20 protein-coding genes are annotated in these 22,763 nt (G+C 39.0%); 8 read left to right on the top strand and 12 right to left on the bottom strand.

The window, feature by feature from the left end; all coding sequences use genetic code 11:
- Positions 1-10 precede the first annotated feature (10 nt).
- The 3 genes from RQP18_RS09850 to RQP18_RS09840 form a co-directional block, all read right to left on the bottom strand.
- Complete coding sequence (locus RQP18_RS09850) at positions 11-484, bottom strand: glycosyl-4,4'-diaponeurosporenoate acyltransferase (protein WP_342387521.1); 474 nt, start codon at positions 482-484, stop codon at positions 11-13.
- Between the two features lie 88 nt (positions 485-572).
- A complete protein-coding gene (locus RQP18_RS09845) occupies positions 573-2,063 on the bottom strand; it encodes a phytoene desaturase family protein (protein WP_342387520.1) in 1,491 nt (496 codons plus the stop codon).
- Positions 2,064-2,317: 254 nt separating this feature from the next.
- Positions 2,318-2,725 carry an Lrp/AsnC family transcriptional regulator gene (locus RQP18_RS09840; protein WP_342387519.1) on the bottom strand — a complete coding sequence of 136 codons (408 nt, stop codon included), beginning with the start codon at positions 2,723-2,725 and terminating at the stop codon, positions 2,318-2,320.
- A gap of 118 nt (positions 2,726-2,843) precedes the next feature.
- Here RQP18_RS09840 and RQP18_RS09835 point away from each other — a divergent pair, with 118 nt between their 5' ends.
- Positions 2,844-3,605: an MBL fold metallo-hydrolase gene (locus tag RQP18_RS09835; RefSeq protein ID WP_342387518.1), complete on the top strand. Its 762-nt coding sequence runs from the start codon at positions 2,844-2,846 to the stop codon at positions 3,603-3,605.
- A gap of 461 nt (positions 3,606-4,066) precedes the next feature.
- On the opposite strand, the gene nfsA (RQP18_RS09830) is transcribed toward RQP18_RS09835, so the two are convergent.
- Entirely contained in the window at positions 4,067-4,807 is a 741-nt protein-coding gene (gene nfsA, locus RQP18_RS09830) for an oxygen-insensitive NADPH nitroreductase (protein WP_342387517.1), read from the bottom strand.
- Positions 4,808-4,866: 59 nt separating this feature from the next.
- A complete protein-coding gene (locus RQP18_RS09825) occupies positions 4,867-6,225 on the bottom strand; it encodes an NtaA/DmoA family FMN-dependent monooxygenase (RefSeq protein WP_342387516.1) in 1,359 nt (452 codons plus the stop codon).
- 192 nt (positions 6,226-6,417) lie between these two features.
- On the opposite strand from RQP18_RS09825, the gene RQP18_RS09820 reads away from it, so the two are divergent.
- Positions 6,418-6,963, top strand: coding sequence for a TetR/AcrR family transcriptional regulator (locus tag RQP18_RS09820; RefSeq protein WP_342387515.1), 546 nt, complete (start codon positions 6,418-6,420; stop codon positions 6,961-6,963).
- A 412-nt stretch (positions 6,964-7,375) separates the two neighbouring features.
- Here RQP18_RS09820 and RQP18_RS09815 read toward each other — a convergent pair whose 3' ends face one another.
- The 6 genes from RQP18_RS09815 to RQP18_RS09790 all read right to left on the bottom strand — a co-directional run bounded on the left by RQP18_RS09815 (position 7,376) and on the right by RQP18_RS09790 (position 14,398).
- Complete coding sequence (locus tag RQP18_RS09815; RefSeq protein WP_342387514.1) at positions 7,376-7,741, bottom strand: hypothetical protein; 366 nt, start codon at positions 7,739-7,741, stop codon at positions 7,376-7,378.
- A gap of 75 nt (positions 7,742-7,816) precedes the next feature.
- Entirely contained in the window at positions 7,817-8,668 is an 852-nt protein-coding gene (locus RQP18_RS09810; RefSeq protein WP_342387513.1) for a DegV family protein, read from the bottom strand.
- Between the two features lie 141 nt (positions 8,669-8,809).
- Entirely contained in the window at positions 8,810-9,703 is an 894-nt protein-coding gene (locus RQP18_RS09805) for a hypothetical protein (RefSeq protein WP_342387512.1), read from the bottom strand.
- Positions 9,704-11,022: 1,319 nt separating this feature from the next.
- Positions 11,023-12,201 (bottom strand): MFS transporter, encoded by a 1,179-nt coding sequence (locus RQP18_RS09800; protein WP_342387511.1) that lies wholly within the window; start codon positions 12,199-12,201, stop codon positions 11,023-11,025.
- 1,117 nt (positions 12,202-13,318) lie between these two features.
- The gene (locus RQP18_RS09795) at positions 13,319-13,744 is read right to left on the bottom strand and encodes a MarR family winged helix-turn-helix transcriptional regulator (protein WP_342387510.1); all 426 of its coding nucleotides are present in this window, start codon (positions 13,742-13,744) and stop codon (positions 13,319-13,321) included.
- 297 nt (positions 13,745-14,041) lie between these two features.
- The gene (locus RQP18_RS09790) at positions 14,042-14,398 is read right to left on the bottom strand and encodes a winged helix-turn-helix transcriptional regulator (RefSeq protein WP_342387509.1); all 357 of its coding nucleotides are present in this window, start codon (positions 14,396-14,398) and stop codon (positions 14,042-14,044) included.
- 141 nt (positions 14,399-14,539) lie between these two features.
- Between RQP18_RS09790 and RQP18_RS09785 the strand changes: the two genes are divergently transcribed.
- The 6 genes from RQP18_RS09785 (at position 14,540) to RQP18_RS09760 (ending at position 21,489) form a co-directional block, all read left to right on the top strand.
- Positions 14,540-15,880 (top strand): NtaA/DmoA family FMN-dependent monooxygenase, encoded by a 1,341-nt coding sequence (locus tag RQP18_RS09785; RefSeq protein WP_342387508.1) that lies wholly within the window; start codon positions 14,540-14,542, stop codon positions 15,878-15,880.
- A 27-nt stretch (positions 15,881-15,907) separates the two neighbouring features.
- Positions 15,908-16,648 (top strand): oxygen-insensitive NADPH nitroreductase, encoded by a 741-nt coding sequence (nfsA, locus tag RQP18_RS09780; RefSeq protein ID WP_342387507.1) that lies wholly within the window; start codon positions 15,908-15,910, stop codon positions 16,646-16,648.
- 12 nt (positions 16,649-16,660) lie between these two features.
- Complete coding sequence (locus tag RQP18_RS09775) at positions 16,661-17,374, top strand: NADPH-dependent F420 reductase (protein WP_342387506.1); 714 nt, start codon at positions 16,661-16,663, stop codon at positions 17,372-17,374.
- A gap of 1,139 nt (positions 17,375-18,513) precedes the next feature.
- Entirely contained in the window at positions 18,514-19,911 is a 1,398-nt protein-coding gene (locus tag RQP18_RS09770) for a PQQ-dependent sugar dehydrogenase (protein WP_342387505.1), read from the top strand.
- Positions 19,912-20,340: 429 nt separating this feature from the next.
- Entirely contained in the window at positions 20,341-20,841 is a 501-nt protein-coding gene (locus RQP18_RS09765; RefSeq protein ID WP_342387504.1) for a ferritin, read from the top strand.
- A 183-nt stretch (positions 20,842-21,024) separates the two neighbouring features.
- Positions 21,025-21,489 carry a TspO/MBR family protein gene (locus tag RQP18_RS09760; RefSeq protein ID WP_342387503.1) on the top strand — a complete coding sequence of 155 codons (465 nt, stop codon included), beginning with the start codon at positions 21,025-21,027 and terminating at the stop codon, positions 21,487-21,489.
- A 114-nt stretch (positions 21,490-21,603) separates the two neighbouring features.
- On the opposite strand, the gene RQP18_RS09755 is transcribed toward RQP18_RS09760, so the two are convergent.
- A complete protein-coding gene (locus RQP18_RS09755) occupies positions 21,604-22,425 on the bottom strand; it encodes a YihY/virulence factor BrkB family protein (RefSeq protein ID WP_342387502.1) in 822 nt (273 codons plus the stop codon).
- Between the last annotated feature and the right edge of the window lie 338 nt (positions 22,426-22,763).

The following is a 22,763-nucleotide window of genomic DNA, read 5'->3' as shown; positions in this document are numbered from 1 at the left end:
AGCTGCCGGGTCACGACAGCATTCTTTTGATGCGTCCGCGGTTGTATCTTTGGGTGATGATGAAGGGCAAGTTGAAGACGACCGCATATACAATCATTAGCCAGCCCACCAACGGTGGGTTCCATAGGAAGAACAGCGGGGCGGGCAGTATCGACAGCCAGTGTGTCAGTTCAGCCCGTTCCGTCTCCATGGCAAATGTCCGCAGATCTTCTCTACTCGTGCCATGCAGTGATTTTTTCTGATACCCTCTTTTGAATAGGGAGGCGCCGTCAATCAATCTCCCTTTCCATTCCTTTACCCGAAACAACTGCTGCCAGAGAACCCCTGATTTTTCCCATGAGTAGATTCGGGACCAGAAAGCATTATTCTGGAAGGTTGCAGGTGGGAGTTTCAAACAGATGGCTGCAATGGCCAAATGAAAAAAGAGCCAGGCACCTATGTCTATGACGATGGTCCAGAATAGGGATAATGAGATCACTTGCATGGCCGAGCCTCCTAAAATCCTTCATTATTCGCAGCAGTCTTTTGCGGCACGGTTTTTAAACACGCATAAGCTTCAAAAGAGTGGAGCATCAACCTTCGTCCGAATCCCTCTGGACAATCTGGTCGCTGACATGCTGGCCGCTCAATGTAACCATCGGCATCCCGCCTCCGGGATTCACTGTGCCCCCGACGAAGTAGAGGTTGTCATAGTGCTCACTCTGCTTTGGATGCTTGAACCCCTTGTTCTTCTTGCGGTCGGACAGGGTGCCGTAGATTGCACCCCGGTCGGAGCCGTACACCCGCTGGATGTCCTCCGGCGTCCATACATCCTTTGTTACGATGTTTTGCCGCAGGTCTTTCAGGCCCATACGCTCGAGTTTGATCAGTGTCTGTTCTGCAAACCGCTCATAGGCTTCAGCCGTAAAAGGCTCGTCCTGGATATATGGGATGTGGGGGAGCACCTTCAGGTTCTCATGCCCTGGCGGCGCCTGGTCCGGATCTGTCTTGTTGACGTTCACCAGGTAAATGACTGGATCATCCGGCAGTTCATGCTTATGGAATATTTTATGCATCTGCTTCTTCATATCTTCTGCAAAGAAGAAGTTGTGGTGGGCAAGCTGGGGATAGGTCTTCTTGACCCCCAGATGCATGACCAGTCCGGAACTGGCAGGCTCGAATTTCTTTTTGATTTTCCTGACATAGGCCTCCTGTCCGCCAATCAGCTGTTCGTAGGTCGGAATGACCTCCATATTGGAAACATAATAGTCTGCATTCAATTGTGTGCCATCATCCAGCACGGCACCGGTGATCCTGCCTTCCGCATTTCGGAGTTCAGAAATATGCTGCCCGGTATGGATCGTCACGCCGATCTCTTCAGCAAGCTGTACAAGCCCCTTGGTCAGGTTGTCCATCCCGCCCGGTACATACCATACGCCCTGATCATGCTGCATATATATCATCATGTTCAATACAGCGGGTGCATCGTAGGGGGAGGAACCGACGTATTTAATGAAGTAGGAAAGCATATCACTCAACTGCTTGTTGCTGATACGCTTGTCGATCGCCTGGTGTACCGTCGAAAACAGGTCAAAGCCCTTCAAGGTGCTGAATACCCCCTGGTACTTCAGGATGTCCTTCTTATCATCGACCCCTTTGAAGTAGCTCTGTTCGGTCGTATCATACAGCTTCTTGGAGTAGGCGAGCAGCTTCTGATACTCCTTGATGTCCTTTTCATTCAAGGACGGGTTCTTTTCCTGCATGTCCTTCATGTCTTCATACAGGTCGATGACATTGCCATCTGGGAAGAAGGAACGCCACTGATGATTCAGCTTGACCGTCGGCACATAATCGGCCATCTTCTTTCCGCTTGTCGTAAAGAGTTTTTCAAATACTTTAGGCATCGTCAAAATGGAAGGGCCGAGATCAAAGCCGAAGCCATCCTGCTCCAGACGATTCAGCTTCCCGCCCAGGTGGTCATTCTTCTCATATAACGATACATCATATCCCTTTTGGGCCAGGGAAATGGCGGCAGACAACCCTCCGAGCCCGCCGCCGATGATCAATACACTTTTTTGTGGCATTCAAGACATCTCCTTAAAGTAGAAAATAACTGCTGCTCGTTGCGGTATTCACTTTCCTGATAAATACAACCATCCAGTCCATGTATCGTCATTGTGGTGGACGTACAAAGTGTTCCATATATGAAATGTTTAAAGATTTGGACATTTAGTGATACTGGTATCATACCAAATAAATACATGCATTAATATTTAGAGGTATGAGCCATCCAACTGTCTTGGGGCATCATGGAACAGATGACATCTCTGTGCTCCCGTTAGTTGATGACGATTGAGAGCTTGTAGTTCACATGGGATTCCAGCTGAACGAGGAATTCATCCAGTACTTTGTTTGAAGGGAAGTGGCATTCGAGGAGATAGCACCCGTCTCCACTGATTTTATGGTTTCGGACAACGTACTGTTCGTTGGCCTCCAGCAAGTTCAAATAGTGAGTGTGGTAAGAGCTGCTTGTAAATATGGTGATGAAGGCATGGACCGGATAGCCCATCTTTTCCGGATTTACTTTGATGGTGAATCCTTCGATGACTCTCGCATCTTCCAGCTTCTCCACCCGTGTGGAAGCCGCAGGACCACTCAAATGCACCTTTTCACCGAGTTCCTTCATCGTGATGCGGCTGTTTGTCCTGAGAGCATCCAGAATGAGCGAATCTGTTTCGTCGAGCATAGGCGTCTGCTCCTTTCATTTTTAAAGTGAAATGGCATAAAGACTTTCATCCATCCATTTATTTCAGAAGTGGTATCAGTATACACTGGAGGTAAATCAAACTAAAGGAGTTGCTTTTATGAACATCCAACATATACGTAATGCCACACTCGTTGTGGACTATGCAGGGAAGAGATTTCTGGTCGACCCGTTTCTGGCGGAGAAGGGCACATTGCCGCCTTTCCCGAACTCGGCGAGACAGGATCAGAATAATCCACTCGTCAGCCTGCCGGCATCCATAGAGGAAGTGGTCAGCGGCGTGGATGCCGTCATCGTCACCCATACACATCTTGACCACTGGGATGACGCAGCAAAGGACGCACTGCAGAAGGACATCAAGCTGTTCACCCAGAATGAAGCGGATAAGGAAGAGATCGGGAATGCCGGTTTTACGAATATAGAAGTACTCACGGAGGACACAGTATTTGAGGGCATCCAACTGATTAAGACAAAAGGCGAGCATGGCAGGGGAGAGATATTGAAGATCGCCGGATCCGTATGCGGTGTCGTCTTCAAGCATCAGGAGGAGAAGACGCTGTATGTAGCCGGGGATACCGTTTGGTACGAAGAAGTGGAGAAGACCCTGAACACCCACACCCCCGAAGTCATCGTAGTGAATGGTGGTGACAACCAATTCCTTGAGGGCGGCTCCCTTGTCATGGATAAGGAGGATGTACTCAAAGTCCACCAGGCTGCACCTGATGCCAAGATCATCTCCGTTCACATGGAAGCAGTGAACCATTGGGCACTATCCAGACAGGAGCTGAAGGACTATGCAGAAGAAAAAGGGATGAGTGGGAGCCTGTTGGTGCCGGACGACGGCGAACAGTATTCGTTCTAAAAGGTTGGGATTCGTTTACCGACCAGAATAAAAACAATAGAGGCAATCAAGAATTGTGCTTAACATGGCATACTAAACCCCCAATCCTTTTGAATGGATTGGGGGTTATTTAGTGTTCTTCATATAGTCATCTGTCTGTCTTCACGTTTATTCAACCAATAATAAAATAACATCATTTATTATATTGGCTATAATTTTTCATATAACCATCTTTATTTGAGAATAATTAAAATACACCCTAACCACACACTCGATATCCAGTGAAATCAATAGCCTGAATTGTATATTTAGGGTCTACTCTAATCAAACATAAATTTAAGAGAGAAAAACACATCTGTCACTTTGCTTGGTATATGAGAATGAGATTACTTCTGCCTAAATAATTGTTGATTTTGTATTAAATTATAAAGTAAATAGATGTACAGAATATGGTTGTCTTCTGCACACTCTATTATAAAAACTTATTTTTTTATATATCCTTGATTATTTAAATATTCAAGCATATTAGGATCATAGCTTCTAGCTAAGTGCTCATTGATATGCTCACTCCATCCTTTGACTGTTCGTGTTGAAAATGGTGCTTTGATTGGTCGATTTTTATAATATGATTTCATTTTTTCATCATATTCCTCAATATCTTCAACACTGAAAGGTTCATATTGATTATTGTGCATGACAATATCTTTCGGTAATCTTGGCTTGATTGGCGCCTTTTCCTCCTCTGGATATCCAATACACAAACCGACAAGTGGGACAACATGTTTTGGTAAAGCTAGTAATTCTGTTAACTTTTCAATATTAATTCTGACACCACCAATATATACACCACCAAGTCCTAATGATTCCGCTGCAACCATAGCATTTTGTGCCATGAGTCCGACATCGACTGATCCAATCTCAAGAAAATCTGCGTAAGAGATATCTATTTCAGGTGCTATTTGGTGATTACGGTTAAAATCAGAACAGAATATCCAAAATTCTGGAGCTTCGTTAATATAGGGTTGATGTCCACTGATTTCCATGATTTCTTGTCTTAAATTTGTATCAGTAATTCGAATAATTGAGACAACTTGTAATAAGCTGAAGGATGAGACTTGATTAGCTGCTTTAAAGATTACATCTATATGGGATTCAGGTATGGGTTTGTTCTCAAATTTTCGTACTGAACTATGATTTTGTAATAAATTAATTGTTTCATTCATTTTATTTCAACCTTTCTAGCTTGAGGTAATCGATTATTTTAAAAAGTATCCGCGAAGTCTTATTTTCTTATGCCATACTGTTCTGGCACACCTAAATGATCACGTAATGTATCTCCCTCGTAATCATCATGATATATGCCTCTTTCTTGTAATACAGGGACAACTTTCTCTACAAAGTCTTCGATGCCTTTTTGACTTTCTGGAACAATTGAAAAACCATCTGTTGCGCCTGCTTTAAACCATGTCTCCATGAAGTCTGCAACGTCATCAGGAGTTCCTACAACGACTGGATGATAATTGATTATCCCATTTGCGAGTACTTCTCTAGGATTTAAGCCTTTTTTGATCAATTCTACTGCTCTATTTGAACGTGGATCTCTTGGATTAGGTCTTGCTTGATCTTGTAAGAATTGAGGTAATGGTTCATTTATATTCATTTCACTTAATTTAATACTAATCATTGCTGATAAATACAAAATTTGTTCGTTATATTCATTTTCAGACATATAATCTAATAGTTCGTAACGACGTTCAAGTGCTTCTTCGTAAGTATCTGCAACGGTAGCCATAAATCCTGAGAACATATTAATCTCATCTGGTTTCCTACCATGTTTAATCGCACTTTCTTTTAACATCATACGGTAGTGTTTAGCATCATCAATTGTAAATGGATTAGCGTAAACACCACTTGCAAATTTACCTGCTAATTCAATACCTTCATAGCTTGGACCAGCTTGAAAAATAGGTGGTTGCCCTTGAGGTGTTGGTGGAATAGCAAGTGGCCCTTGAGTCTGATAATAATTACCTTGATAATTAACAGGTATTACTTCTTCCATATTGATAAATTCACCAGATTGTTTGTCTGCGATGTAAGCATCTTTGCCGAAGCTACCCCATAGTGATTGAACGGATTCTACCATTTCGTCCGCCATTTCATAACGTGTTGATGTGTCAGGCAGTGGTTCATTGCCGAAATTGTATGCGACTGCTCTAGTACCAGTTGTCACGGCATTCCATCCAATACGACCATTACTAATATGATCTAACGTCTTAAGTTGACGTGCTAAATTATAGGGTAAGTTGTAAGTCGTTGAGTATGTTGCGACTAAACCGATTTTACTTGTGTGAGACGCAACGGCTGAAAATATTGTCATAGGTTCCATGACAAACATTGGTGAGTTACGGCCCATGTCACCGTTAACCCCTGATCCAGTTATTCCAGGAGTATCTGCTATAAATAGCATATGAATTTTACCTTTCTCTGCGGTTTGAGCGAGTTTAATATATGTTTGAATATTCGTATAAGCCTTTGGGTCACTTTCACTAAAACGCCAAGAATAGCTTTCGCCACCATAGCCAGTTACGAACATCATAGCAAGCTTAATTTGTTTGTTTGAATTATCTAAGTAGTTGTTCATCGTTATCCCTCCATTGCTATATTCTATGTTTTAAATCTCAAAATAATAGTTACAAAAATTTTTATTGTGTTTTATTAAATCCTATTGTAAATTTTATAGTACACTTGTCATTTAAAATTAAAAAGTACAGAAGAATGCATTTTGTCACTTAAGTGACAAAATGGAACGATGTGTCATAGAAAGGGTGGAAATATGGATAAACGATTTGAACGCAGTGAGAAAATAATTCGTCAGGCCTATCTTGATTTATTGTCGAATAAAGTTAATTCAAAAATATCTGTCAGCGATATTTGTCGTTTAGCAGAATGCTCTAGAAATACTTTTTATCTACATTACGATAGTAAAGACCATCTTTTAGAATCAATTTTCGATGATATCATTGATGCTGTTGAAAAAAGTTGTCGCCCTGTTGTTAAGGATTTTAATTATATTGGAAAAAATGAATCAAAATTGTTTACGGATCAAATTTTAAAAGCGATTGAAGAATATAAGACATTTATTAAAGTCTTATTATTGCAAGAACAATGGCATTTTTTACAAAAATTAGCCGATGTCTTACTATCTTCTAGTGTTAAAGAAGCAGAGTTACTTAAACAAACTTATCATCTTCCACATCTTATTTATTTTACAAATGGTATTGTTGGTTTTATACGATATTGGCTACAAACCAATATGTCGTTAAAGGAGGCACAACAACAACTACATGAGGCTGTGAATTTCAGATTTGAAGAACAATAATTTTTTTCTCATTTTGATATATTCATATATTAAAATGAAAAGTTATTTTTAATTAGCCAAATAATCAATTACTATTTATTAAGTAAAATCATTCTCATATAGTAAGTAAAGTGACACACATCTACAAATTGTTTGACCAGAAGATTATTTTTCTAGTTATAAATGGAAACCGTCCGTAAAAGTATATGTAAATAATTGAACGTTCGTAAAATAATTTAGTATGTTTACGAACTATCATTTTGATCTATTCCAAATGTTTTCGAAGTGTCCGTAAAAGTGTACTTTTACGGACAGTTTTATAGGTGAAATGAATCTGGACTACACTACCATTTATTTCCTGAGCATTATGATAGAAAGATAAAAGTATGACTTAATAGTATTAATAAGTTATTCGAGGCAGAGGAGTGAGATTTCATTCGATTCCAACTTTTACCCGCTTAATGAATAAAGAGCAGACAAGACCGATTATGGAAATGATGATTGAAAATGTAAACGCATTCTGAACGCCTGTAATAATAGATTCAGCCTTGTTCGCAGCATTATAAGAATCGGAAATATCACTTAAGAATGCATGTTGGCTTATATTCAAAATACTTATCGCAAGTGCTGTACCTATCGCTCCAGACGTCTGGATCATTGAATTGATGACTGCCGTGCCATCGGGATATAAGTCTGGTTCTAGCTGATTAACCCCATTTGTCTGAGAAGGAACAAGAACCATGGACAAACTTACCATTAATAGCATGAAAAAGAACATGATCAGATAAGCATCGGTCATGGGACTGTATACAGCATAAAAAAGTAATAGAAAGGTCTGCAGCTACTTAGCTGCAGACCTTTCTATTTTAGGGAATCACTTCTCTAAACCGGCAATTCCGAAAGCGCCGGGACCGGCGTGTGTAGAAATGACGGCTCCAGCCTCAATCCACCTGATATTCCGGAATCCGTTTTCTTCAGCCATTTTAGTGATTCGGTGTTGAATGTTTTCATCAAGTCCGAGGGTATAAAGAAAATAGAGATAGTCCCGTTCAATATCATACTGTTTTAAATAGTCTTGGAATAGCCTTACAGATACCCTGTTTATGTGTCCCCGGTACTTTTTGGTGGATACCAGTTTCCCGTCAATCAGTTCAATCATCGGTTTGATTTTCAGCAGTGATCCGCTGATATAAGCGGCATTCGAAACCCGGCCGCCAGCGCGCAGGAAGTCCAGGCTGCCCGGAATGAACGACAGGCGCGATTTTGGCACCGCTGCTTCAATTTCCGCAATCAGTTCTTCAGGTTCGATTTCCGGTTTATCTTTTAGCAGGCGCCCGGCATGCAGCACGACAGCCGCGAGCCCGCCTGATACATTCAGGGCATCAATCAAGAAAATATCATCAAAATCTTCAACAGCCAACACTGCGTTCTGGAAAGACGATGAAGCCCTTGATGTGTAGCCGATATGAATAATGACGCAATCTGGAATATCCCTTTTGATTCCAGCGAAAAAATCCGTGTATTCATAGGTATTCGTGGAAGTGGTCGATGGGATCTTTTTCGTCCGTCTGTAGTAATCATAGATTTTTTCAACAGGGAGGAATCCATCCAAATAATCGGTCCCTTCCATGATGACGTGCATCGGGACGATTTGGAAATTGTAGACTTGTGCTAAATCCGTCGGTATATCTGCTCCACTTTCGGTTGAAAAAATGATCTTTGTCATAATCCATCTCCTTTGCTTTTTAACTTTCCGTGTTTTTGCCATATATATACTGCTACTCTAGCATATAAAAGGAAAGTTTTCTCACAAAATTCGGCTCATCGGTTTTATTTGGAGCAGCGCATATGATTTCCGACTGAGATTTCATTCGATTCCAGCTTTTGCCCGCTTAATGAATAAAGAGCAGACAAGATCGATTATGGAAATGATGCTTGAAAATGTAAACGCATTCTGAACGCCTGTAATCAGAGCTTCAGCCTTGTTCACAGCATTATAAGAATCGGAAATATCACTTAAGAATGCATGTTGGCTTATATTCAAAATACTTATCGCAAGTGCTGTACCTATCACTCCAGACGTCTGGATCATTGAATTGATGACTGCCGTACCATCGGGATATAAGTCTGGTTCTAGCTGATTGAGCCCATTTGTTTGAGAAGGAACAAGAACCATGGACAAACTTACCATTAATAGCATGAAAAAGAATATGGTCAGATAAGCGTCGGTCATGAGAGATACATTCGCAAAAAATATACAAGCAATCGTACTAATCACAAAGCCTCCAATAACAAGTACCCCGGGCCCGTATTTGTCAAAAATGCGCCTAACCATTGACATTATTTCATTTATCATTCCGCCCGGTAGCAGAAGTAGCCCAGCTGCAGACGCAGATAGACCAAGTCCGCCCTGCATAAACAGCGGCAACAAAATATGTGCAGAAAAACCTATAATATTGCCAAAAAGCGTGATTACAACAGCTAGGATAAACATCGGATGCTTAAACACTTTCAAGTGAATTACAGGATCCTCAATGGTCAACTGGCGTAAAATATAAATAACGAGTGCAAGGACACCTATTCCAAGGGAAGCCAGAACAATTGGACTTGAGCAACCTTCATCGCCCGCATAACTGAATCCAAAAACGATTCCACCGAAGCCTATTGCAGAGAGAATAATGGATAAAACATCAATCTTATATTTGCTGACAATAGTTATAACGGTTTTAAATATGGTGCTGATCGGAGTTTTTATTGACATTTTCAACCTGCTGCTTCCCGAACTTGAATCGCTAATGGTCCAAGTGCCTGTTTTTGTTGCAGGGTTGTTTGTCTACGCCTATGGAATCGGCCTCTACGTATCCCCGCAAATGGGTGCAGGACCACATGATGGCCTAATGCTTTATCTTGTTGAAAAATAAGGCTGGAGCATTAAAACAGTCCGCGCGCTCATAGAAGTGGCGGTTGCTTCCATTGGCTGGCTACTCGGCGGACCAATTGGTGTCGGTACTGTCATTGTTGCATTCGGCACCGGGCTTATTGCACAGCAGTCTATCCCACAGTGTAGAGAATTACTCCGGCATGCCCTTCAGAAAACAGAAGAAACGCCGCCTGCTTTGAGGAGATGACGATAATCCAATTAGTAGAGAGATTTTCTAAAAAAAGTACGAGTAAAGTTTAGTGAAATAACTGGCTTTACGGAAAACAACCGGAAAAGTGAAAGTGAAGACCTCAAAAGTAATGTTATTCATCGGATTTCGAATGTTTTCTGGTCATCATATTATATGAGGGGGTATTCCGTTACTTTGGTGAATCTGATTTACCAGTTTACATATGAGGAATTATCGATAGTCGCTGTAAGAATATAAAAAACTCCAATATCCTTTTCTTAACAAAGGCGTTGGAGTTTCCCCATTTACATGCAAAAAAGGTGCAAAATAAAGACGAAAGTGATAATCAGTAAAATCAATATCCTATTAATGTCTATTTAGGATCTACCTAAATTAAACACATATTTTACGCAATCAAAAATTAATGTAACATTTGACTTTAGTTCTACTCATATTTCAATCGTTAATTTTCACATAAATTGATACCCTCAACCTTTCTTAAGATTGTAGGATTCTTTCTACCTATCTCTAGTAACTTCCAACAATCCCTCATATGTGAACCATCTCCTTTTATTCAATTCTTCAGCAAAGCCAGCAAGTCATGTAAATGTGATGAGAAATCGAATTCAATAAAATTAATCAATCTTTCATAGGTTTCATTCCGTAAAAATCTATCAGGAAATGACAAACAAATCTTCCAATTCGATGAAAGGACTTGCACCTTAAATAATAAGCGTAATACAAAAATGAACGCTTTTGGTCCTATCAACAACGTAGATGGATATTCAATATATTTAAGATAAGCTTGTTAGGGGATGGAATAGTCTCTTTTAGGATGCATTAAAGGTAGATAATCATAAGAAAATGATTATCTACCTTTATAAAGCTGGTTAGTAATTTAACTAGAGTGATGAATAACATGGGCAAAATTGGTTTGCAGTAAAGAGCCAATAGCAGAATAATCAAATGCCTATTGACTGACCGATTTACTTCTAGTAAATAGCGATAATTTTAAAGACATTATTAAAATAACCATTCCTATTAAAATAGCTGTAGCTCCTATCCAAGCAATGGATTGAATTTCTAATTGACTGGTTGCAATCCCACCTAACCCCGCTCCACTAGCCATTCCTAATTGTAAAAATGAGCTGGACAAGCTTAAAATGATGACAGAAGACTTAGGTGCGAGTTCTACAAGATTGTATTGTAATGTTGGCCCTGAAGTCCAAGCCGCCGTGCCCCAAATCAGAAGTAATAAGACAGTAATAGCATGAGCACCAGCTATAGTAGCAAGCAGTATCAATGTAAGAGTGTTGACTGCCATGCCCAAAAATAACGTTGAATTAATCCCCAAACGATCTGACATAAATCCGCCTAGTCTCGATCCAACTAAAGTTGCTAGACCAAAACCTAAGAGAGCTAGACTTAATGCTGTATTACTCATAGGTGAAACTACATTAATAAACGGTGTAACATACGTGTAGAATACACCATATCCAATAAATACAAAGAATGTCACAAGAAAAAGAGCCGTAATTTTAGGGTTTTTCAAAATGGCCAGTTGTTTTCTTAGTGGTATCGGGGTCTCTCCTTCGGTTACGGGAATGGCTTTTACAATAGCAAAAATCGCGATTAAGCCCATGAATGCAATAGCCCAAAATATAACCTTCCAATCATAAGCATCAGAAATAAATCGACCAATAGGTACTCCTAACACTAATGAGGCACTAAAGCCCATTGCCACTGTAGCCAATGCACTAGCTTGATGGCCAGATGGCGCTAATTTTGTGGCGAAGGACGAAGCAGTCACAATAAAGACACCCATTCCTAGTGCAAGCACAATTCGCGAAATCATTAATAGAATATATCCGGGAAGCAATACGGTCATTAAACTGCCTACTACAGTGAAGACCAGAGCGAGTAGAAGTTGTTTTCGTTGGTCTAGCTTTGAGGTAGCTAAAATAATCAATGGTGTTCCTATTGCATTAGCAAGCGCAAACACAGTAACGAGTTGCCCGGCAGCAGATACGGTAATCCCTACATCATCAGCCACCTTATCCAGAATACCTACAAGAACAAATTCTGATGTTCCCACAAGCAGACTGATTAGCGCGAGTAAGTATATTTTAAATTTCCAAGAGTTTTTCATAATATTCTAATCCACCTTATCACTTTTATTATTCTATATTTCAAGCACCACAGAGATACTTGAACTGTTAATCTTTTATTTTCATAAATAGAATTTTTCTCTTCATATCTCTTTTTTGCTTGTTTGATCATTTTAGATATATTTTCGGAATCAGACAGTTCTAGATTACCTCGAAGCGTATTATCCTCATACTCCCTCCTTTAATAAATTCATCAACTAATCCCTCATCTCATTTCTCATCACTCTTCTCCTGTGATATAATTTATTTAGCCTGCTAAATATATAATCAACAAGTGCTGAACTTTTGATGATTATTCATTCGGTTGAGTTTTATCGCTCGCTTTCAATCATACAATTTTCTTTTATAGATTGTGAAGAGGGCAATGTAAATGCACTAAGTACATCTATTTGTACCTTCTATTTCTTACCTCCATACTTTAATTTAGATTGAAACTATTGTTTGGTAAAAATAAATCAATGAAGACCAGTAGCTTAAAAGGTAGCTACTGGTCTTCACTTTTTTGTATTTCATTTAGACAACATGCTTCCCACACCAAATGGAATACTACTTGACTCGCTTTTTCTAGCAGATTTAATTTGTCATAGTCAGGATTTCTTCTTAAGTAAGATGCATTTCTAGCTATTAACGAATCCTTCGGTTTCTATAGTATTAATGTGGTAAATCTATTACTTCGCGCCGAACTATGACTCGGCGGATAAAGTATCCTATTATCACTGTAAATAAAAAGACGTTTTGAAATCCTGAAGCCATGGCACTGACAATTTCTTCCGAATGGATCGCCGCAGAAGAACTGTTTGAATAGTTACCCATGCCACCCTCGACTATGAACATTTCCATTTTCTTCAACGTTCGCAATTGCTTATATAGTTACTTTCGAAGCAAATTCTTCAGCAGATGATAAGTTGATAGTTTTTGAGTCTAAATAGCAAACAATCTTTTTTTACACTTATTCGTGGATGTTCTTCCATGCATATGAGGACGCACCTTCGAGCTTCGTCAAATGTCCTGGACCTTTTTTTAAGGACCATTGAAAAAGGTGAAGTTAAACCTCCTCAATCCACTTACTTACCTCGCTGAGTAAGTAGTCAAAGAGACCTAAAACAAATTTCTCTCCATTCGTTTCATCAAATCCCTTAATACCAAACGTTCTTCCGATGAAATGTTATGCAGCAGTTTTTCTTGTTGCTGCTCCCATTTGAAATCAACCGGTTTTTCTAATGCCTTCCCTTTGTCAGTCAGATATATCCGCATCACCCTGCCATCTTGTCCATCACGCTTACGGAGTATAAACCCGTTTTGTTCCAGCGATTTAACCATATTGGTGACCGTCGGCGGTTCGCACTTCAAATGATCACATAATTGCATTTGAGTGATTCCATCTCCTGCCCATAAACGGGCAAGTAAATTGTCCTGTCCCACATAAAGATTAAGTTCTCTTAAGTTTTCACTATAATCCCGACGCATCTTGGATGATACTTTATCTAAAGATTCACGGATATCACAATCTACAGAGATCTGCATAGATTTCCCTCCATTAGGCAATATATAATTTAGCTTATTTAAAATATTATCGTGAAAATCAGTTATCAACGTCTATCCAGTAGTTTAAACAAGTTTATAAAACCAATTTTTTAAATTGCTCCATATCAAATATCAATCTCTCATCTCTCAATCATCTTCAACCAATCTTGTCTCTTCATTAACTGAGAGGTTGCTTTCCTTAATCAATAGCATTTGTAAAAGTACATCCTACCAAAAATATAATAAGGTTTTATTTATGATAATTCCCTGCTGATTACTCTAAAGGATGATTCTATCTTATTTATACTCATTATATTCATTTCCAAAATCAATCATCGTTTTTATGATCGGTAGTACTCCCTTACCTTTATTCGTCAACGAATATTCCACTTTCGGAGGTACTTCAGGATATACTTTTCGTAAAATTATTCCCGCCTCTTCAAGTTCCTTTAACTGTTTCGTTAAAGAACCCTGGGAAATATTCATTAAAAATTTCTTAATTTCACTATATCGTTTCGTTTCTTCACCTAAGTACCACAAAATAATATACTTCCATTTTCCAGATAAGATGTCTTGCGTATACATAAGTCCATACGCTTCTGACTCTGGTTTTATCAACGAGCGATCGATGCCATCTTTACATATTTTCGTCAAATAAAGCCCTCCATTACACATAAGTACAAAAAAATGTACTACGCTAATAATAATTGCCTACTTCATATATTTAATGTATCAATATAATATGTAGTTACAATACTAAATATATATTAGCACAATATTGGAGGAGAAGTATGGATGACATTAAGTAATGAAGGTAAAAAAATGATTTTAGCATTACAATTTGTATCTGGCTACGGTGGTGAGTTTAGATCATGGCGATTACCTGGTGCATCAGCAGATGCTTACACAAATATGGATTATCAAGTAAGTATTGCGAAAAAAGCTGAAGAAGGTAAATTCCATATGATTTTTTCAGCAGACACACCTGCACTAACGAACGATTTAAGTAATCAATCACCGATGCATCAGATGGATCCACTTGTTTCTTTTGCAGCATTCGCACGAGAAACGAACAATATCGGGCTGGTTTCAACAGTATCTACGACTCATAGTTATCCATACAATACCGCACGTACGATGAAGACATTAGATGTTATGAGTGGTGGACGCATCGGCTGGAATGCGGTGTCATCCTCTATGGGTGGTGTTGCTGAAAATTTCGGTACAAGAATGTTACCTCGGGAAACACGTTACGACATGGCTTATGAAGCGATAGAAGCCGTTCAGACATTATGGGGCAGTTTTGGTGAAGGTGCCATGGTTTTAAATAAAAAAACTGGTGAATATGCCGATATGTCTAAAGTAAGCTATGCAAATTACAATGGTGAGTATTTTAAAACAAAAGGTCCATTACCAATCCCTGCTTCGCCACAAGGGCAACCGCCTATTTTTCAAGCCGGCGGCGGAGAAAAAGGAATAGAAATGGCTGGTAAATATGCCTCTGGTGTCTATGCGAACCCTTACACAATCGCAGATGCTAAAATGCACAGAAGTGCATTACATGAGAGTGCAGAACGTCATGGTCGTAGTGGAGAAGACATTAAAATGCTGGCTGGATTTATGTTTACAATTGGAGATACTGAGGAAGAAGCCTTAGAGCGTCGACGCCAAATTATGGATTATGCTCCAGAAATGGAAACGGCGCAACGTGTCCAATATTTGGGCATGATGGTGAATTTAAGAATTTCAATCAATGATATTAATATTAATCAACCATTACCACAAGAGCTTGTTCGTCAGACATCGCCGAATATGATGGACCCACGAGCAGAACGTGTAATGGAGTTAATCCAAAAAGGTCTATCCGTAAAAGATATTCTTGCACATGGCGTGATTAACTACCACCCAGTCGTTGCAGGGACAGCTGTACAAGTCGCTGACTTTTTAGAAAAATGGTTCACGAGTGGCGCAACAGACGGCTTCTCGATTGTACCTGATTCTTTACATGATGGTGTGGAGAAATTTGTTGAACAAGTTATTCCTATATTACAAGAGAGAGGTTTATTTCATAAAGATTATGAGGGTCCCACGTTAAGAGAAAATATGGGTGTGCCTTATCAATATGGTGTTAGATAATAAATATAATATTATGGAGTATTTAAAATGAATGAAACGATTGAATTAATGCAAAATCACAGTTCTGTCAGAGACTTTGAGAACAAACCGTTAACAGAAAGACAAATCAATGATATTTTCAATGCTGCCAATCAGGCTTCGTCGTTTAGTTTATTACAGACAGTATCTATTATTCGTATTACAGATGAAGAAGCCAGGGATAAAATTACAGAACTTTGTGGACCACAGCAATACGTGAAAGATGCTGCAGAGTTTTGGATTTTCTGTTCCGATTTCAATAGAAACCATATAATAGCACCGAATGTCGATTTAACATATACAGAGTTCTTACAAATCGGCACGGTGGATATTGGACTAATGGCACAAAATGCGATGGTTGCCGCAGAATCAATGGGACTCGGCGGTGTATTTATCGGCGGAGTTAGAATGAATATCGAGGAAATAACCAAGGTTTTAGAACTGCCTAAATATGTCATCCCTGTCGTTGGACTGTGCATTGGTCATCCTAAAGAAGAAACGAGCACAAGAAAACCAAGACTCCCCCAATCGGTCGTTATGCATGAAAACAAATATGAACCATTTTCAATGAGCGATATTGAGGAATACGATGAAGAGATGAAAGAATACTATCACAATAGACCCATACGTGCTCCATTCACCGCAAGAGTTGTGAAAGGGTGGAGTGATCATATAGCAAATCACTTAGAAAGAAGTCAACAACCAATGATGTTGTCGTTTTTACAAAACCAAGGATATGCAAAAAAATAGGGGGGTTACCGTATGAATTTTGGAATTATAGGGGCAGGCCCCATTGCTTTAGGAATTGAAAAACGATTAATAAATGCTAATCATAATGTAAAAGTTGCGGATGCTAGAAGTGTTGAAAAACTTCATGATAAAAATGTTCAAAGTCAGAAGGTAACACTGCAAGAAGTATCAAAGGATATTGATATCTTAATCTTATCTATTCCCATTCAAGCAATAGATTTAGTAAAAGATACTGTCAAACAATTAGAAAATCACGTTGTGGTCGTAGACACATCCAACTATTATCCGATGATGTACGGAAATATTGAAGCATTAGATCAAGGTGAAGTCGAAAGTGTTTGGGTTTCTAATCAATTAAACCGCAATATAGTGAAAGCCTTTAACAATCAACTTGCACACACACTACAATCAGCAAATCAATCAGACCGTATTGCATACGCAGTTGCGAGTGACGATCAATCTCATAAACAAAAAGTGATGGACCTGATTGAAGAACTCGGCTTTGAGGCGGTAGATGGTGGTACATTGGAGGAATCATGGAGACAACAGCCAGGTACTCCAGCATATTGTACGGAATTAAATAAAGAACAAATGGTTCAAGCATTGAAAGACGCAGATAAAGAAAAATCATATGTTCTAAAAAATGAAATCATGTCAAAGTTTACACCAAACATGACACATGATGATATTGTACAGTTAAATAGAAACACATTCGGCACTTTTTAATAAGCCCTTACCAATATTTAAAAAACTTCATCCCAATACTAAATGGGATGAAGTTTTATTCTTTTTCTCTACTTTCCTGAGTTATCTATCTCTTCTAAAATTGCTCAGCTCCAACGAACTGCAGCTTTTTATATTAAGCGGTGTCTTTTGGTATTATTTTGCACCGATTTAGGAGATGATTTGCACTATATTTAAGAAACCCAGCTGCTTTTGTGGGAAAGATAAGCTGGGTTCCTTAAAGTTGGATGGACAAAATAACGATCGGTGAAATCAATATCACTATTAGTATCTGTTTAAGTCCTACTTAAAATATACAATGTAAAGATTATTAAACTGGAAATAAAATACTAAAATATAAAGAATATTAAAATCATCATCCATATTTATCACCTGAATGAATTATATCATTGATTAAAAATTTTATTATGTAAAAAACTTAATCATTATTATAATTTTAATCAGGTTAAGTCATCTGTATGCTCCGCTATCAAGTAATCTTCGATATCGAATTCACTGACAAAATTGTTCTATATACTGGTAATGTGTATAGAAGGAACTAGTTCTATTCCTTTTGTTATCTTCTAATCTATTTTATAATTATACTATTTTGAATTGTACATTTTTTGTGCTTTCTGAAAGTATATGACGAACTTAATGTTTATTTAACGACCCTTTATTGGAATATTAGAAGAAGGTGAAATATGGTTGCTTTTACTATAGATTAGGGGTACAAAAACTCGTACAATTACCTTTGTATAATATTTTAAGAACTTATTGAGTTTTTGTACTGTAACTAAGTCCTGTGAGGGCCAATATGTCAATTTTGACGATAAATTGCATATATTATAAGTTTTATTTTGCATAACCAGCTTTAAAACCCAGCTGTCTTGATGAGAGATAAGCTGGTTTTTTAAATTATAATGCAAATCATCACCTAAATCAGTACATGGTATAATTCCATTTATAGTGAAAATAGTAAATTTATCATTAAATTTTTCAGATAATTGTGATAAAATTATATACAAAGGAGTTTATAATTTTAGTTATGATATGAAAGTCTTAACCATTTTTGATGCTGGGTATTAAGGACTGGATTTTAATATATTCAGTTAAATATTATATAAAGGGGAGGAAAAACGATGGGGAAAGTTTCATGGTCAAGATTAACGTTCCTTCTGATGCTGATCTTTGTATTGGCTTTGGCAGCATGTGGCAATGGTGGTACTTCAGACGAAGAATCAACTGAAGAATCGGATACTGCGACAGAAGAAACTGAGGAATCCACTGAGGAATCCACTGAAGAATCGGAGGAAACAACAGAAGAGAGTGAAGAATCCGAAGAAGCAACAGAAGAAAGTGCTGATGAAAGTACAGATACTGAATCTGAATCAGCAGAAACTGAACCAAAAGTTACTGATTTTGAACCAGCATTCCCAGAACAGACAAGAGCACCTGAAGTAGAGACTGAAGCAGAACTTGATGTGGAAGTTGTTGTTGAGGGCCTTGGCGTACCCTGGGGTATGCAAGAGTTTGATACGAACCGCCTGCTTGTTACACAAAGGGATTCAGCAGAACTTCTTATCGTAAACCTTGAAGATGGCTCTGTTTCCGACCCAATCGAAGGTACACCAGAAGTGAATAGCGAAGATCAGGGTGGTTTGCTTGATGTAACCATTGCACCTGATTTTGATGAATCAAGATTAGTATTCATGACATTTGCTCAGGATATCGAAGGTGGTACTGTAACTGCTGTCGGTAAAGGCATGTTGTCAGAAGATGAAACCTCACTTGAAGATTTTGAAGTGATCTTCCAGGCAACACCAGCATATGAAGGTACCTTGCACTATGGTGGACGCATTATCTTTGATGATGATGGCAACCTGTTCCTGACAACTGGTGAACGTTCAGATGATCCGATTCGCGAACGTGCACAAGACTTGGATGCCTACCTGGGTAAAGTAATCCACATTACACCAGATGGGGAACCAGTAGATTCGAATCCGTTCATCGAAGATGAAGACGCACTGGACGGTATCTACAGCTACGGTCACCGTAATATTCAAGGTGTGGACTTCCACCCTGAAACAGGAGACTTATGGATTGTTGAATTCGGTCCACAGGCCGGGGATGAACTGAATATTATTGAACCAGGTAATAACTATGGATGGCCAATCGTTTCCTATGGTATCGAGTACACTGGTGAATTGATCAATGAGGGTATTTCAGAACACGAGGCGCAAGGCTTTGTTGAACCAAGATATTATTGGGATCCGACAAGTGCACCAAGTGGTATGTCATTCTATGACAACGACGCAATTCCTGAATGGGAGAACAACTTGTTCATCGGTGGTTTAGCACCGAACTATATCGTACGTGTCGTTATTGAAGATGACACCATCGTTGGAGAAGAACGTCTATTGACTGAAGAGGGCGAACGTTTCCGTGATATTCTTGTAACTGAGGATGGCGCGCTTATTGCAACCACTGATGGTGGTCTGATCTATAGGATTACTGAAGCAGGTGAAGGCTCAGAATAAGACGCTGAATAATTCATTATTCTCTGAAGGCACCCAACCTTATTTTAATGACATCAAATTAAGAAGATTGATTATATTAAGGAAGCAGACATTTATGTGAGGTGCTGCCTCCTAAGTTTACAGATGAAATGAAAAATCTGTAAATTTGGGAGGTTTTCTTATGTATAGACGTCACAGTTTTGAAGAAAAGTTAAGGTTGTTCAATATCATTTAGAAGAAGGCTGGGTTCTAAAGTCACAATACGAAGATCTTTAAATCTTCTATACACATGCTGCATGCAATTTTCCATTCCCAAATAGTTAACGGTATATATTATATTAATGGTGTTAAGAGAACAGACATGATTGCTTTTTGCTGATGGTGCAAATGATATATTTAGTGATGAGAGGGTAATGATAAATAAGCAATCCAAAGGGAGGCACGTATAATATGTTATCGGAAAAACTTAAAGAAGCATTGAATGATCAGATGAACAATGAATTTGCAGCAGCACATGAGTATATGGCTATGGGTGCATATTGTGAGTCCAGAAGTTATGATGGCTTCGCGAACTTTTATATCCAGCAGGCCAAGGAGGAACGCTTCCACGGTATGAAACTTTATAATTATTTGAATGACCGTGGAATTCATACTGTTTTTAAAGAAATTCCAGCTCCAAGGGTTAACTATGATTCCATCCTGGATACTTTCAAAGCAGGGTTGGATCAGGAGAAAAAAGTCACGGAATCCTTCTACAACATTTCTGATATTGCGACTGAAGAGAAAGAGTATGCTACATTATCATTCATCAGATGGTTCCTGGATGAACAGGTTGAGGAAGAATCCACTTTCGAACGTCATATCGACTATATTGAACGGATTAAGGATGACAATAATGCGCTATTCATTTATGAACGAGAGCTCGCTAAGCATAGTTTTGAGGAAGAATAAAATAATTAATTGAATATGTAAAACCTGGCAGAATGTATTTCTGCCAGGTTTTTTATTTTTCATTTGCATCGTTCATATTATTCATTTACACAAAATATTCTACGCTCTCCAGAGATCGCTCAATATTACCATAACCTGAATATAGTATATACTTGTTATCAAATTACGAAACGAGGATATTCTATGAAACCAATCATCCAGTTTGTATTTCATCTTGTCACTCCGCTCATATTAGGTAAAACGGTCGGGAAATTATCTACTAGATCGGCACCAAGACAATACAAGAAACTCAAACAGCCGCCATTTGCCCCGCCACGTAAAATTTTTGCCCCCATGTGGACTTTCCTTTATCTGACGATGGGACTGGCACACGCCCTGGTCAATAGAAAAGGGGACCGTAAGGCAAGCAGACTGTTCAAGGTTCATCTTCTGATCAACTACACTTGGTCGTTCCTGTTCTTTCGTCTCAGAAAGCGTCAACTGGCAGTGGTGAACAGTATTATGATTTGGGTTACGATGTACGCTGTATTATTGAAATTCTTCAAAGTGAGCAGACTGGCCGGCATCATTCTGCTGTCGTATACACTATGGACAACATTCGCAGCTTACCTGACACTTGGCAGCTGGTATCTAAACCGCGCAAAATAGTAGAGGGTGGGTCTGGGATATAGGTCCTGACCCTTAATTAAAAACAATCTCAGGAGTAATCCAGCTCCTGAGATTGTTTTAATTTTAATAGGTTCTTAAATTTTACTTTCAAAGTTATCTTCCACTCTTTTTATCGCTTATGATGGCGTTGATCTCACCGCCTATTAAAATTATCAGAGAAGATAAATATAACCAGATCAGTAAAATAACGATGGTTCCAAGATTTCCGTAAATAATGGAATAATCAGCGATACTCACATAGTATGAGAACCCAAGCGAAGCCAGCTGCCATCCAATCACAGCAAACAATGTGCCGGGAATGATGTGGAGAAAACGTAATTTTTTATTTGGCACAAAGTAATATAGAGCTGCAACGAGGGCTACTAATATAATAAAACTGAAAGTCCAGCGGAATGTGTTCCAATCCTGCAGGAAATTGGGATCGACTCCTAATAAGGAAGAAATGGACAACCCAATCTCTCTTCCGAACACCAGCAATATTAAAGAAATGATCACACCCAGGATCATACCGATGGTGAGCAGAATTGCAACACCAAGAGCCTTGAGGAAAGGCCTGCTCTCTTCCACCCGGTGCGCACTGTTCAATGTCCGCACCAATGCACTGGCACCCATTGCCGACAGCCATATCGTCGCTACCATACTGATCGACAATAAGTCTCCCCTTGTAACCTCGAGCACCTGATACAAATTGTCTTCAATCAACTGCATTGACCCCTCTGGTGCATACGGCCTGATAAAATCCAGTACTGACCCGGTCGAGATCGGCAGAAATCGCATTAAGGTAAATATTAAAATCAAAAACGGGAATATCGCAAGCAGCAAAAAATAAGAGAGCTGTGCAGCCATATCAAACACTTTATCTTTTAAGGAATAGTGGACCAGTTTTTTGAAAAAGCCTTTTGTCCGGATTGTCATTTAAAATCCCTTCAGTCCTATTCATTTCGCAAAACATACAGAATAAACCCCAACAGCTGTGGTCATAAATCCTGCTTCACCACAGGAATTACAGCTTGTTTATACATACCCGGCTTTTAATGCGCCTACTCCAGAATGAATGAAGACAGGATCACTCTTTCTCAATCTGATTTCCAAATGATTTTTTGTCCGAAGTGATAGGATGGCAGCTCAAGGCTTCTTGAGTTTCTGCGTGCTTCCGCAATCAGCCCATTCAAAGTGGAGAGTGATCCTGTATAACCGTTTTAAGAGTGATAATCTGAAAATGAACATAGTGGTCAGAAATGGGTAAGTTATCC

The organism is Salinicoccus sp. Bachu38, from assembly GCF_038561955.2.
GTDB lineage: Bacteria > Bacillota > Bacilli > Staphylococcales > Salinicoccaceae > Salinicoccus > Salinicoccus bachuensis.
Note: the sequence above shows the minus strand (reverse complement) of the source record. Positions and strands in the feature narration are given on the sequence as shown.

What these genes read in the sequence shown, in the direction of transcription:
- RQP18_RS09845 (WP_342387520.1), bottom strand. Translation starts at nt 2,063, where the DNA reads ATGCCACAAAAAAGTGTATTGATCATCGGCGGCGGGCTCGGAGGGTTG.
- RQP18_RS09810 (WP_342387513.1), bottom strand. Translation starts at nt 8,668, where the DNA reads ATGACAAAGATCATTTTTTCAACCGAAAGTGGAGCAGATATACCGACG.
- RQP18_RS09850 (WP_342387521.1), bottom strand. Translation starts at nt 484, where the DNA reads ATGCAAGTGATCTCATTATCCCTATTCTGGACCATCGTCATAGACATA.
- nfsA (WP_342387517.1), bottom strand. Translation starts at nt 4,807, where the DNA reads ATGAATGAAACAATTAATTTATTACAAAATCATAGTTCAGTACGAAAA.
- RQP18_RS09805 (WP_342387512.1), bottom strand. Translation starts at nt 9,703, where the DNA reads ATGTCAATAAAAACTCCGATCAGCACCATATTTAAAACCGTTATAACT.
- RQP18_RS09795 (WP_342387510.1), bottom strand. Translation starts at nt 13,744, where the DNA reads ATGCAGATCTCTGTAGATTGTGATATCCGTGAATCTTTAGATAAAGTA.
- RQP18_RS09840 (WP_342387519.1), bottom strand. Translation starts at nt 2,725, where the DNA reads ATGCTCGACGAAACAGATTCGCTCATTCTGGATGCTCTCAGGACAAAC.
- RQP18_RS09835 (WP_342387518.1), top strand. Translation starts at nt 2,844, where the DNA reads ATGAACATCCAACATATACGTAATGCCACACTCGTTGTGGACTATGCA.
- nfsA (WP_342387507.1), top strand. Translation starts at nt 15,908, where the DNA reads ATGAATGAAACGATTGAATTAATGCAAAATCACAGTTCTGTCAGAGAC.
- RQP18_RS09760 (WP_342387503.1), top strand. Translation starts at nt 21,025, where the DNA reads ATGAAACCAATCATCCAGTTTGTATTTCATCTTGTCACTCCGCTCATA.
- RQP18_RS09825 (WP_342387516.1), bottom strand. Translation starts at nt 6,225, where the DNA reads ATGAACAACTACTTAGATAATTCAAACAAACAAATTAAGCTTGCTATG.
- RQP18_RS09755 (WP_342387502.1), bottom strand. Translation starts at nt 22,425, where the DNA reads ATGACAATCCGGACAAAAGGCTTTTTCAAAAAACTGGTCCACTATTCC.
- RQP18_RS09815 (WP_342387514.1), bottom strand. Translation starts at nt 7,741, where the DNA reads ATGACCGATGCTTATCTGATCATGTTCTTTTTCATGCTATTAATGGTA.
- RQP18_RS09770 (WP_342387505.1), top strand. Translation starts at nt 18,514, where the DNA reads ATGGGGAAAGTTTCATGGTCAAGATTAACGTTCCTTCTGATGCTGATC.
- RQP18_RS09765 (WP_342387504.1), top strand. Translation starts at nt 20,341, where the DNA reads ATGTTATCGGAAAAACTTAAAGAAGCATTGAATGATCAGATGAACAAT.
- RQP18_RS09785 (WP_342387508.1), top strand. Translation starts at nt 14,540, where the DNA reads ATGACATTAAGTAATGAAGGTAAAAAAATGATTTTAGCATTACAATTT.
- RQP18_RS09800 (WP_342387511.1), bottom strand. Translation starts at nt 12,201, where the DNA reads ATGAAAAACTCTTGGAAATTTAAAATATACTTACTCGCGCTAATCAGT.
- RQP18_RS09820 (WP_342387515.1), top strand. Translation starts at nt 6,418, where the DNA reads ATGGATAAACGATTTGAACGCAGTGAGAAAATAATTCGTCAGGCCTAT.
- RQP18_RS09775 (WP_342387506.1), top strand. Translation starts at nt 16,661, where the DNA reads ATGAATTTTGGAATTATAGGGGCAGGCCCCATTGCTTTAGGAATTGAA.